Source organism: Xanthomonas sp. NCPPB 2250 (genome assembly GCF_056725265.1).
In genome coordinates this window covers 2510430-2523812 of sequence record NZ_CM161520.1, presented here as the reverse complement: position 1 = coordinate 2523812, position 13383 = coordinate 2510430, and the positions used below count along the sequence as shown (strand labels likewise).

The following is a 13383-nucleotide window of genomic DNA, read 5'->3' as shown; positions in this document are numbered from 1 at the left end:
GCATCGACCATAAACGAAGCCGATGTATGTTTAGGAACACAACTATCTTTGCACTGATTTTCGCACAGCTGCCAGTGCCCTCCTAGCCGCCGATACTGCCTGATCGTACTTCAAGACGCCGGATCGCCTTGATCGCCGATTCCCCGATATCCATATCCTCACTTAGGCTTCGCAAGAGCGGTAGATCGCCCATGTCACCGAGACTCCCTATCAGATCGATCCAGAATCGCAGCGCGTCAAGCTTGTCATGCACGAAATGCGGAAAGTAGCCGACCTGATGGTCGGGCAGCCGCAATGCGTTCCGGCAGATGCTTGCCATCGCGCCGGGAAATTCCCGGATGACCGACTCTCGAACGCCATCTTCGTGCATCATCGACCTGGTCAACATATGCAAGGCCGACGCCGCCCCGAACTGATCTGGCCTGAGCAAAACACCCAGTGCCGGCGCGCAAGCCTGATCGAGATGCTCCGCTTCGAAGTCCCGTCGGTGAATCCAGTAGTACAACTCCCCGAAGGCAATCAAGGCAGCCTTCGCGGGAGAGTCTTCATGCACATCGCGGGCGGGTAGCGGAACTCCGAGCATGCCCAGGGCGACGTGGGCCCACACAAACACGGAGACAGAATCTTGCGGTATGAAACTCTCAACTGCGGGCAGCTCTAGCCATCGCTGAATCGCCGGAGCAACGGAACGATCGCTATGCTTTACGAGCTCCTGGATCAACGGTGCAACGAACATCCCTGCGTAGTCCGCGCCTCGGCAGGCCATCGCCAAAAGACGCTTCCTGTCATCCGGACTCAGCTCTTGCATGACCTCGCAATAGGCTGCCGAATACGGGTGGTCAAACTGGCAGACATAAGCTCTCCAGGCGCCGCCGCATTTGTCGGCGTCTATAGAGCCTGACAGAAGCTGCTGCAGATCCGTCCTGACGGTATCGACATGCCGGCTGACCTCTTCCTCCAGTGCACCCATGTGCTCAAGGGCTTCGATCACCATGCCGGACAGTACGGGACCCACGTTTGGAACCAAAGCGTCCAATGCGCCTATTAGCTGCTGCCGCAGCTCCTCGTCAGACAGACGCGCAAAGTGCACGAAATTCAGAAGTGCAAGCTGCAAGTGGTAGGGTTGATACTTCCACTGCTCGCCGAGCAAGGGCAGGATGTACGGAACTACGAACTCCTTGTCCTCCGCGAATCTGACCAATGACAGCAGCAGGTAAGTCTGGCCGGGTGTGCGAGGCTGTTCCCATTTGGTCCTGAGCTTGCCCGCGACTTCGCTTTCGCTAGCCCGGAACACGCGATCGCTGTTGAAGATGCACATCAGCAGGTGGGAAATCCCGGCCTTTCCTGACACGACATAGGCATCCGCAAACAAGCCGCTGCGGAGCGCAATCTTCTTCTCTCTTGCCTCGTCCTTCAGCACCTGGAAACCCCGGATCAGCGATTGATCCATTACGCCTACGGCATGCAGGACCTGATCAAGATACGATCCTCGCCACACGCCATAGGAGATTGTCGCCATGAGCGCGTGTTCCGCGGGCGTCCATTCGCTGGCGCTGTCTTCGGATACACCGGCCCCGTTCCAGATGCCTCCCTGCAGCGAGAACCCGAGTGCTGCGGCTTCCGAGGTCAGTCTCTCAAGTACCTGCTCGCATCGGGCGACGGTCCAGTGGCGCGCAGCCAGCCCGCACTCTCCGTCGGATGCAGCCCGCAGGAGATCCGCATCGGTCGTTTCCGCGAGCACCTTCACGACGAATCCATCGTCATCGTAGGCGCCCAGGATCAAAGAACGGGCATTTCGATACTTGGGCGCGCCCAGTGCCCGAAGCACGTCCTCGACATCATGATTGGTCCGTCGAACTACAGACTCGGCGGCGAACGCCGCGAAGATCAACTCATGGCGGAAACTGACCTTGTCCGACCGCCTCACCACGAGGCCAGCGGCGACAATCCTTCCAAGTAGGTCGCCCGGGATGCGTTCGGCGGCCGCTAGGCGATCGAAATCCCTGATTGATAGGCTGAACGACATTCGGTCGATGAGCTGTGCTGCGACGGCAGCGAGGAATCGGATCCCATCGGATGCGTCATCTCCCAGCTTTTGCCTCGCATAAGCGTCGAACAGCGCAAATCGGCTCGATCCGTCAGCCAATGTCGTGCCGACTCGACCGACCAAATCTGCCTCAAGCCCGCTCGATACTGACTCCAAAAGATAGTCGAATCGATCCGCGGCACTTGACCCTGCGATCGCTGCCTTCAGGGCCTTGCTAGGTTCTCTTACTACTACGTGCCTCGCCTCAATGAGATCCGGTCGCGCAAGGTCAGCCTGTGCGCTGACCACGAGCCGGGCACCGAAACGCCGGACAGCAGCCGCCAAGCTCCGCGTGAGGGCAAGCTGTTCTGCTGCCGGGCATTCGTTGTACCCGTCCAACACCAGGACGAGCGGACTGCCGGTCGCCCTCGCCGCCCTGATCAGGCTGGTCGCCGAAGGCGCGCCGAGCATGACCGCTTCCCGCTCGATGCTCTCGCCTAGTTTCCCGGCAAAGTACTTCGCCTGCAGGAGTATCGGAACATGGCCCTGCTCCAAGGAGTGGATGGCGATCTTCTTGGTCAGCAAGGTCTTTCCGCAGCCTGATGGCACCACGATCAGCAGGTCTTCACCTTCCTGCGCAACGCAATCCGCCACACCGCTGGCATCGAACTCTTCGTCCCCGACCCCATAGGAATCAGGTTTCAGCGAACCAATGTCGGGGGCATAGGTCCGGAGAAACTCCGACCTGTAAGCGGTGACCAGCACCTCCTGCTCCAGCAGCTTCGGATCGCAAGCTGCACTCATCGTCTGGACACGCTGGAGCCGAAGCTCCCGTGCAAAGGCCGCCCACTTTTCTCTGGACAGAAGCAGACGGGAGGTCTTGGCGACGACAGTTGCAAGGCCTTCCGTCCCGATGATGGAGACCTTGAAGTCGGAGGGTGGCACATCGGATCCCACGGGCACCTTCGGAGCGATGACGACACACGTAGCCGGATAGCCGAGATTTTCGCCGTGAGAGGCCCGGAGGTGATCCTTCAGTGCGTGCGTTGCGTCCAAGGCTTGAAGGTAAGGGTTCCCGACATTCTTCCAGGCGCTCCCCGACACGTGCATCTGCCAGAGTCCATTGACCTTGCCGCGGATACGACGCGAGAATTGCTTTGCTTCGACAACTAGCGTCAGAGAGTCGGTGGCGACCAGAAAATCAATCTGGCGGCCGCCGATGTGGATGTTAGCGAAGATGGCTGCCCAGCAGCCGGCAATCGACATGTGCTCGATGAGCGCGGCCAGCACTTCTCGCTCCGATGCGTGCTCTATGGCCGTGCCGACATAAAGTTCGATCGTAGCGGCGCCCGTCATTCCCATCTCGCCTCAGCTGAGACCGGTGGTATGGTGGGCGACATAGGGATTCACGTATCCGACGAACTCTTCATGCTCCGTCCGGACCACATTCCAGCGCTTAGCTCCCTCAGGCGGTTCTCTTTCCTCGCAAACCGTCAGATACAAGCGACGCTTTGCGCGCGAGATGCCAACGAAGTAGGCAGAGCGCTCGGCATCCTGATCGCCCCAGAAGGTCTGAGTCTCAACACCGAACATCACAACTGTATCGAACTCTAGGCCCTTGCTCTTGTGGATCGACATGACTTTTACGGCTCGATCGCCTGAGAACAAGGCGAGGGCTGCCGACGGGTCCCCGCCTTCGGACAACAGCGTATGTGCCCGATCAGTCGTCGCGTCAATCTGCTGTTGCAGATAATCCCCCTGCGCGTACTCGGACGAAAGCCCGACTACCGCATCGCGTCCTACGATGTCGAGTAGCTCGCCGATGATGGTTCGCAGATCGTCGATGTCTGCAAGGTCGGCTTCCCCCGCGGCAAGCCGCTGTTTGACACTCGCACTGAAGCGATCCCATCGGGATCGCGCGCGATACTCGTTCTCCTGATCGAACCCTCGCCCGAACACCACAAGATCGAGGAGACGCTGAAAGGGGCCTGGCTGCCGCTGCCCTGTTGCGACGAGAAGAAAATCAATGATCAGGTTCGCAACCGGCTCCGATGCCAGATTCTGCATTGCGTCCTCGTCGCGGATCGGAACGCCTCTGGCATCCAACGCGGCACGCAGCTTCTGGCAATAGAGGTTCTGCTGCTTGCTGACCAGCACGGCGATCTCGGAAGGATTAAGGCATTCACCGTCGATCCAGCCGCGCACTAAATCCGCGAGCGCCTCCGCTTCGTCATCATCGTTGTCGAACCGAAGGACCTCAATCTCTCCTTCATCGCCCGGAAAGTCATCGTCGTCAAGTGCAGCGGGCGGGTCCATGACGCGTACCATGGCGTTCTGCATGCGGCGCAACCTCGGCTTTGACCGGAAGTTCTGATAGAGGTTAAGCGGGTGTGCGTTGAAGTCTTCCGCGTAGCTTTCAAAGATACCTTCAAGTGCCCCGGCCCATCCCATGATGCGTTGCTTCGTGTCGCCGACCGCTGTAAGCCGGACAACCGTACCCTGAAAGCAAGCCTTGATGAGTTCGTACTGCGCATCCGTGCAGTCCTGAAACTCGTCAAGGAACACATGGCTGTAGGTGTGACGGATCGCGTTGCGCGCGATCTGACTTGTCTCCACGATCTGCACCGCCAGCGGCACCATGTCATTGAAGGTGATAGATCGCCGCTGGACGCGATGAGGACCGACACTGTAGTCCGGATCAAGCGCGTCCTTACCGGTCAGTACCGGTCTGAACCGGTCGATGATGCGCTTTGCGAAAGCGTGAAACGTATGGCTATCGAAGCGCGCCGCAAGCTCCGGACCGCAACGTTTGCGGACCCGGGCCTTGAGGTTCTGGCTGGCATCGACCTTGAACGAAATCGCCAAGATGCGCTTGGGATAGCGGCACGCTCCGGAGCGCAGCAGGAAGTCGGCACGCTGCGCCAGCATCTCCGTCTTGCCAGCGCCTGGACCGGCGGTGAGCGCCAAGTTGCGGTCGATCTCCTTGGCCGCCGCTAGCGCGTTCGGTTCAAGGGAAAGGCCGTCAGCCGGTGCCCATCGTTCGGACGTGATCATTCGGGAAGTTCCGCGACCTTTTCTTCAACCGCATCGAACATGCGGTCGAGAGCATCGGGTATTTGCTCGATGAGCTTCTCGTTATCGAGGTTCGCCATCGCACGAATGTGCGACGTGGGCTTGCTGTCGAGCTTGAACCTTCGATGGTAAGCATCGAAGTAGCTCTGCTGCTCGTCAGAGTACTGCCCGTCAAGCACATCATGGCTCTTGCCAAGCACAGCCTTGACCGTCTCTTCGTCGGGCTCCTCCAGGTCGTCGTCCTTTACGCGGTAAGCAGCCGGGTAGTGCGTCATCATCATGAAATCGAGATCGAGCGGCGTCGAGAAGTAGACCCCGAGCGCCTCAAGTCGGGCGATCCAGCCTAGATCGTCAAGCATGATCCCGTCATCGGAGTTCCACTTCGGGATGTCGTCGATCTCATCCTGCGTCAGGTCATTGCCGTCGATGTCGGCATAGCTCAGAAGCTGATTGGCGGCGTACTTGATGCGGCCCCATCCGCCCTGGTAGCGCGCGACATCTAGGTCCAGTAGCGTGACATGCGGGATGCCAAGGCCGTTCAGCAGCCGCCAAAAGTGATTGACGTGCCGTCCGCCAAGGGGCACGACTGAAATGGATGCGTCGTCGGCGAGGATGCCCCGGTCCTCCAGCAATCGGGGGAGCACGATCTGCTCGCTGTCACCTTCACCCAGGATGACCATGCGGGAAAAGTAAAGCTCCGGGAAGGCCTGAACGCCTTCGCGGACAAACTTCTGTGCTGTCTCATCCGTCGGGAGTTCGATGCTCTTGACGACGGTGCTCCGCTCCTCGTTCAGGCGCAGGTATCGGACCGACTCGGGCGGCACCCGACGTAAGAGCGACGGCGCATGCGTCGCTACCAACGCCTGGCTGTCTTGCCCCTCGGCGAAAGTCGTCAACGTCCTGACGACGCGGCCGAGATAGTGGGGCGACAAGCTGTTTTCTGGCTCTTCGATGGCAATGAGCGTGAAAACTGCGGGGCGCAGTTTGTCGATATCAAACGCTTCGGTCAGCTCGCCGCTCAGGACCTTGCTGCCGATGTCGTGCATGGCGAGCACCAGAGAAACGTAGAGCAAGGACTGCTGACCGTCACTGAGCCGGGTGAAGTCCACGATGTTCTCGCCATGGCCGGGCGTGAACCCGATGCTCAGATGTCGCAGAAGGTTCTCGATCTCGTTCCGCCCGAACGAGACCGACGGATTTGTGTAGTGGCTTCCCTTGTGCAGGCCGACCCATTGACTGGTGAGCGCGGTAGCGATCCCGCCGATGGCCGCGTTGTCCCGAAGTTCATCGCCAATCTGTTCCGTCAGGGTGCTGATTTCCTCGCGCTCAGCGCTCCAGTCCGCCGACCGCAGTGCTCGCCCGAGTAGTGCGTTGGCAGAGTAGGAGATGTGGTCGGCAGGGTCGCGTCGTGCTGGCAAGTAGTGGACCTGAATGGCGCTACGGTCCTGCTTCGATACGCGGCTCTCTTCCGTTGGATTTCCGTCGTTGCCTTCGCGGATGACGAACGTCAAACTCTCTTCGATGTCGTCGTCCTGATCGATGGTTGCCTTCAGCCGGAAGCGAACTTGTGCCGGACCTTCGGCTGCCACAAGTTGCATGTGCGCGAAGTTGCCAGGCACCGCCGGAAGTGCGGCCCCATCGGCCTCGTCCTGTTCCAGCTCAGGAAACTCGAAGTCCGCCTCGACCCAGAGGGTTCGCTGCTCAGGGGCGTCCTCTGGCGCTTCGCTTGCCGGGACGTGAAAGTCGGATCGCTTAATCCTACGCTGCGCGGGATCGAGCCCGAACATGCGGGCGAGAGCTTGGAGCACAGCAGTCTTGCCGGCACCGTTAGGCCCGAGCAAGAAAGTCATGTCAGTAAGCTCGACTACTGTGGGTTCGGGACCGAAAGAGCGAAAGTTGTATAGGCGAAGGCGAACGAGCTTCATTTAGCCTCCCTTTGTGGGATTTGCCACGCAACAGGCACACGCCCGCCCGGGCATCCATGTTAGTTTAACAAAGCCGCAGTGCAATGCTCCGACCATATGTCAGCGACCGGAAGGCGATTGTCGCCCGGCTGGCTCGGCGGTGAGCGAGAGCCCCTTCATCTCGAAGACTGCAGCTGGGTGAGCACTCCATGGCTGCGATACGACTTGACTTGCCGCCCAAGAAATGAGTTATCGGCGGCCATGACTGCACAGCAGATGCTTGTCATTATCGCGACAATAGCGGTAGCAACCGGTCTCAAAGTTGCGCTCCCCTACCCCCGATAAATCTCCCTAATCCCCTGCCCTGCCCATGTCCACTTCCGGCCAGAAGCGGACTCGCAACGTTACTGAGCCCTGCTACTAGTGCCGCCCGCGACTTGTCGCACCAGGAGGCGGGAAAGCCCCGCCTCCCCGGAAAAAGACTAGGGTGAGTGTGGCATGCCTGGTTCGAGGTTGGTACGAAGCGACAGATCACTGGCGGGTGGGCGCGTGATGTGCACCGCGTGCGCGAAGTCACAGGTACCTTGACCATCAAGCACGGAAAGCCAAGGTCGTGAAGCGCACTTCTCAGGGCTGGATTGACGGAAGGTGCAAACGCACGTGGTGTAGAACGGGCATTTGATCTTGTGTGCATCATGCGTGGACTGCAGCCTTCTCTCATTAATGTGGGCACCAATGAACCTGTAGGCTGCATGAGACCAAAGCCAACCCTCGGAGATCGCATGGCTATCAGGATCGTTTCCGAAAAAGTTGTACATCAGATCGACACCAACTTGATCAGGATCGCCCTGTCTGCGCTGTATGAAGAGCGGGCCGCCAAAGTCAAGGATGAGCTTCGCGAACGAAGTCTCAACCTCATCGAACTCTTGGATAGCGTCGATTTCAAAGAATGGATTCTGGCGACGGCGCTCCAAGAGCTGCCGAATATTTGCGGTAGTGTGCTTGACTGAGTTTCCCATAGCCTCTGAATTCGGGAAGAGAGCCTCTGTCTGCTGCAATGACAGCTCTGTCGGGAGCTTCATTTCCTCAATCAGCTCCGCCGCTGCCATGGTGACCTCTCTCTCCGCATCGGCTCCGTCCTGGCTTGCCCGTTCGACGCGGCGGAGGATCTCTAGCAACTTGGTAGCAGGAGATGGATGCTGCAGGGAAGCAAGAGATGCCTTCAACACCAGATCTCTGTCCAGGCTTGGTGCTACCAGGTCCGCAAGCTTTGCGACGAGCAGGTAGGGGATGAGCTTGGCGGGCCGAGAGAGGGTCTTGAGCTTGAGCGAAGCTCTCTCTTCAAGTGCAAAGGCCGCGTACTCAAAAATCTCATGAGCTCCGATAACGGCGTTGTGCAGTTCAATTTCCGCTTGCGCGTGTCGACGATACTCAAGTGTCAATTTAATGAGGTCGATTTGATAGCTCGGCGAGGCTTCCGACTTCACGAGCTCGTGGTCTATCGCTCGTGTGTAGCAGGACTCCGCAGCATTCGGCAGGGTGCTAGGGTTGGCACTCCGTAGCACGCTCAAATAGTCAAACTGGCGTTCGATGTCTTGGACTATGGACGACACAGCCTCATTCTGACAGTGGCTCCAGCCATCTTCTTCAAAAGTCCAGCGGAAGCTGTTCCAAATGTTGGCATACGTGCAAACAGTCGTCATGCCTACCACGGTAGACAGATTGTGGAGGTAATGAACCCATTCGTGTGTAACGATCGCGACCTGATCTGGAGTCGTGAAGCCCGTTGGGTTGTTAGGGTCTGAAAAGGCTGGCAGATGCTCGCTCAGCGTCATCACTTGCATGTCTGGTTTGTAGCTTGCAGCGGCTTGTTCTGACATAGGAATTTCCTTACTTTGGACTGGCCGTCGTGGCTGTGGCCGTGGCTCATTATGGGCGTCCCGCGGCAGCGGAAGCCAGTTCGCTATCACTTGCGGAAGATGATGATGGCGGCGCTAGTGCAGCCGACATACTGTGGTCAGCGCTATTGGCGCGGAAGGTATAGGTCCATCCGTTCATGGTCCGCTGCTCCGGCTCGGAGCCCGCCCTGCCATCGAGAACTAGCGTAGTCCTGTAGTAGTCTAGGTCTGGGGGGAATGACGGGGTCTCAGTCATTGCCATGGGAACGCTCTGCGTTCTCACCAGAACTGAGTGGCTGAAGTCGAGGAGTACTCGCTCGCCAAAGCAACTGCCCGCGCCTTTAAATCCGATATCTACCGTGTTGCTTGATGTTGACTGGCCCAGACGGGCTCCGTGAGCGTCGACGTACACCACGGCAGCTTCTGTAAAGCTGTAAGGGGCGCCCTCGAAGAAGTCGGCTACTCCATTGGTGAGCTCGGAAACGATCCGTAATGGAGTGTGACCTTCTTTGTTTGCTTCGATAATTAGGGTCGATAGCGTGCAGCGTGCAGCGTGCAGCGTGCGGCGCTGGCAGTGCTGCATGCAGACAGCACCATGCCAACGATAATTGGAGCTGGCGCAAGTCTCATAGCTTGCTCGATATGCTTGACGACGGATGGGGCTAAGGTGCGACCTGGAGCGTCAGCTTCGCCAGATCGCCCTGAATCGTGGGACAGGGCAAGACGGTTATCGGCTGAGCGGGACGAGGATTAACCCTCCGAAGGTGTAATAGACTCTGCGGGGACACCCGATGCCTGCTTTGAGCGTCAGGGTCACGCCGCCGACAACCGTTGGCGACTGCTCGGGGAACCTAAACGTCTCTTCACGCGCGTCGTGCCCCACATACTGAATTTGAGGGCTGCGACGATGCATCTGCCTCGCGAGTGGAGGCAAATGGAAGTCACCGCGAAGACGCCCGCGTAGCTGCTGGAGAAGTCGGTAGTGTTCCTGCCAGCGCGGTTCCAGTGCGGAGATGCCCTTGCTCGTCCCGTCTGGACCCACGGTCATGAGAAATAGCTGGACCGTTTCCAACTCGTAGAGAAAGTAGTTGACACCAGCGCCCGTCGAAAAGTTATGGAGATAGTGGGCGTACTCGTGGAGAAATACTGCGAAGTCCTCGGGCCTCCCCGACCAGCCCGGCTGCCAGTAGACGCATGCCTTTGTCAGGCGAATGAAGGCGCGATTTGGCGAGTACGTACCCGCGGTCATCGGCTCAAGGTCTAGAAATATCGATTGGCTTTCCATGAGCAAAACTTAGTGCCCGCTCGACAAGTGGGATGCCACCTGCCCCTTCGCTGTCAGGTAGCCGAGTGCGATATACGCGAGGGACTGGTTGAGGTACATGCTTTGATCGAGCGTTGTAGTTCGCGGAAAATCGTGTGGACCGACAATCGGGATGTCCCTCTTCAAAATCTGGCGGTAGAGACCGCTGCCGTCCGACCAGCCAATGTAAGCGGCGAGGTTGAAGTACATCAGATCATCGGCACTTGGGCGTGGCCCCAGAGACGAATCGCACTGCCACTCTCCGCCAACATAGTCGCCGCGAATTACGTCAAACGCCTGATATGCCTGCTCCCATTCTCTCAGCTCTGCGGCAAACGCCGGACCCCCGGTCTGTTCGGTATAAGAAAGCTTTTCTAGGATTCGGGCGGGCCGTTCCATCTTTATGTAGACGACTGCGGTCCTGGACTCCCCTCGCGTAGCCGTGCCCGTATATACACCGGCACGTTTCGTACCGGTGACTCCATCGACCTGGACTGACATGCCGAGATCGTCCATCCGGTCGCGAAGGATGTGATATGCCTCGAAAGGATCCTTCTTCGGATCGAGTTGGGCATCCACAACAATGAGAGCATCCGGTCCGCGCCGAAGAGCGGAGGCGGCACCAAGATTTTCGGACCTCCCGCCATCCCACAGATATGTATAGCCTCTCTCATCCGAGGGTAAGGGGTGGATGAAGCGGCGCTTCAAGGGCCGGATGGCCGCTCCAGATGACAGCGCTGCTTGAATAAGCTGAAACGGTTCATTGGTGGTCCCGTTCCACGATGTTCGCTCGCTGAGGCTTCCGTAGTGCAGCGGCGTCATCTCAAACACGCGGCGTGTCCACGGCTCATCGTTGAAGCGAACGCCGAACGTCGTCGCATTCATAATTAGATAGGGCTGGCCATCTCTTGAAATGAGGGACTGCAGATCTCTCAGGTGAAGCGGGTTGGCTTTGGAGTCAGAACCGCCAAACACCCATCGCATCTGCCGCTCATACAGGTTTCTACCGGCATCCCAGTAAACCGGTGTAACGACCAGGCTACCGATCATTTTAGATAGCGTGACGAAGTTGCCAGACCCCGTAAACTCGCATAGCCGCGCCGCAAAGTGCTCGTCGGCGAAGATCGATTCGCCAAGTGGACGAGACGGGTTCTTGATTTGTTCACTGTATAGCCAGTACGTCAGGTAGCTACCTCCCGACACCGAGGAGATGAGGTCAACATCGTCTAGCACCCCATCGTCATAAAGCGCCTTCATGACGCCGAAATTGTAAAGACTAGAGCGAATGCCCCCGCCAGACATCGCAAGTGCGAGGCGCGGCCGTTCAGCGCCATTCAAGCGCTTAGTCATGAGTGCCCGCTCATCGTCGGTCAGCCGGAAGGGCTCGTCTTTGTGGCCCGTCGCCGGCGAGATGTGTTGGCAGGCTGCAACCGAGCACAGCAGTGCAAGCGCCGGCAGGCGCAGGAACATATTCCTCATTGATGGCTCCACATCCGATGCGAGCGCAAGGCCCCCCTCGCGCCCCTCTTGCCCGTGGCTTTACCCCCCACGTCTACGGAGCGTAACCCACCAGCTAGCCAGAATCACTCGAGAGCGCCTACGCACCAACCGCCCTTTCCTTCGGACACCAGCTCGCCCAAAGTCCGATTGCTTTAGTTTAAGAAGGATCACTCGATGGACCGCCTGCATCTCTCCATGCTGCTAGCCTGGCGAGTAAGCCGGACCACGCCGCGGAGCTAACCTCAGCTATCAGGGCAATGTCTGCTTCGGGTCGGAAGCTGCCGCCTACCCCCGATAAACCTCCCTAATCCCCACCCCGCCAAAGCCAACTCTCGGCCAACCCCAGTCACTGGTTCATCCAATGGAAACGCCAAAAACAGACGGTAGAAGGCGAATTCAATTATGAAGTGCACCACCCCAAGCGGTAGGGCGACGCATGTTCGGCGGCCTGCACGTGTCGGTCCTTGCCATTCACGGCGTGAGGGAAGCGACGGACCTCTGGCCTGGTGGCCGGCTTTCGCGCGCCCCGGCTACGGCGCGGAAGTCCCGGGGCGGCATGTCATACGCGCGGCGGAACGCGTGGTTGAAAGCCGCTGCACTATTGAACCCAAGTCAGTAAGCGATCTCCACGACCGGTGCCTTCGGGAATCGGATGAGTTCGTCCGCGGCCTCGCGCAACCGGCGATTGCGGATGTAGGTGGCTAGGCCGCCTTCATGCTCGAACAGGCGATACAGCGCGGCGCGGGACAGTTGCGATGCAGCGACGATGCTCTCCAGCGAGAGTTCCGGCTCGTGCAAGTGGTGCTCGACATGCCGCCTTACCCTCCCGAACACCGCCGCGCGGATCGCGGCGCGCGCGTCGCCGCTCAGGCCGCACTGCTTGGCGAAGGCCCCGACGATCAGATGCGCACCATACTGGAAGCGCCTCCTAAGGCTGGCCCGAACCGGCTCGCTGTCTGGCACGGTTGCCGAGCCGAGATGTCAGGGTGGAACCGAGGAGCCAGGCGTTCTTCGCCAGAGGTTGCGATCGACCAGGGCATAGGCCGAGAAGTCCACGGCGCGAATGTGCCACGGCGCTTAGCGAACCGAAGGTGGAAGGCGGCCTTCCCTGGCCCGCCAACCGCTACAGAGGCGTCGCCGAGAGGGCTGCCGGGTACGTTCTACTGCTGCAACGGCGCGCCCGAGTTGTCCATGTCCGAGAAGATCAGCCACCGTCCGTCCGGCGCTCGGCGCAGTGTGAGGGTGAACTTCCCCGTGACGCCAGGCATGGTGTCGTACCCATACGTGCCGATGATGTGGCCGATGCTGTCTTCGATGGCGTAGGCGAGCGCGCGCAGGCGCAAGGGGCTGCCTCCCTGCCCCGCATACGCTGCACGGATCGCCTCTCGTCCACGGATCGGCGGGCGACTGCTTTGCAGCACGAATCCATCATCTGCGAATAGCGAGGCGAGAGCCGCCGCATCGCCCGCGCCCCACGCACGTTCGTAGTCGCGAAGCACTCGGTCCAGCTCGGGCGGTAACGCGATGTCGGGAAGTTCTGTCGCCGTCGCAGGCTGAGGGTGGGGGGTCGCCATAACGGGTCCAATCACGAGGATGAGGTTGAGCAGGATGCAAGCGAGAATGGAACTGGTATAGCTGGAATATGCGTAATGCATTCGACCTCTCGGTTATCTGTTTTGG

General features: G+C 59.1%; 8 protein-coding genes. All 8 read right to left on the bottom strand.

The annotated features are described in order from the left end of the window. Positions 1–82 precede the first annotated feature (82 nt). Positions 83–3382 (bottom strand): NERD domain-containing protein, encoded by a 3300-nt coding sequence (locus AC1PMG_RS10380; protein WP_481111557.1) that lies wholly within the window; start codon positions 3380–3382, stop codon positions 83–85. A gap of 12 nt (positions 3383–3394) precedes the next feature. Then, a complete protein-coding gene (locus AC1PMG_RS10375) occupies positions 3395–5080 on the bottom strand; it encodes a UvrD-helicase domain-containing protein (protein ID WP_481111556.1) in 1686 nt (561 codons plus the stop codon). Then, entirely contained in the window at positions 5077–7023 is a 1947-nt protein-coding gene (locus AC1PMG_RS10370; RefSeq protein ID WP_481111555.1) for an ATP-dependent nuclease, read from the bottom strand. The genes AC1PMG_RS10375 and AC1PMG_RS10370 overlap by 4 nt, the downstream gene beginning before the upstream one ends. A gap of 461 nt (positions 7024–7484) precedes the next feature. Next, complete coding sequence (locus AC1PMG_RS10365) at positions 7485–8882, bottom strand: hypothetical protein (RefSeq protein WP_481111554.1); 1398 nt, start codon at positions 8880–8882, stop codon at positions 7485–7487. A 745-nt stretch (positions 8883–9627) separates the two neighbouring features. After that, a complete protein-coding gene (locus AC1PMG_RS10360; RefSeq protein ID WP_481111553.1) occupies positions 9628–10185 on the bottom strand; it encodes a hypothetical protein in 558 nt (185 codons plus the stop codon). 9 nt (positions 10186–10194) lie between these two features. Further along, positions 10195–11673 carry a patatin-like phospholipase family protein gene (locus AC1PMG_RS10355; RefSeq protein ID WP_481111552.1) on the bottom strand — a complete coding sequence of 493 codons (1479 nt, stop codon included), beginning with the start codon at positions 11671–11673 and terminating at the stop codon, positions 10195–10197. A 642-nt stretch (positions 11674–12315) separates the two neighbouring features. Further along, the gene (locus AC1PMG_RS10350; protein ID WP_481111551.1) at positions 12316–12666 is read right to left on the bottom strand and encodes a hypothetical protein; all 351 of its coding nucleotides are present in this window, start codon (positions 12664–12666) and stop codon (positions 12316–12318) included. Between the two features lie 197 nt (positions 12667–12863). Next, entirely contained in the window at positions 12864–13277 is a 414-nt protein-coding gene (locus AC1PMG_RS10345; RefSeq protein WP_481111652.1) for a YybH family protein, read from the bottom strand. Positions 13278–13383 lie beyond the last annotated feature (106 nt).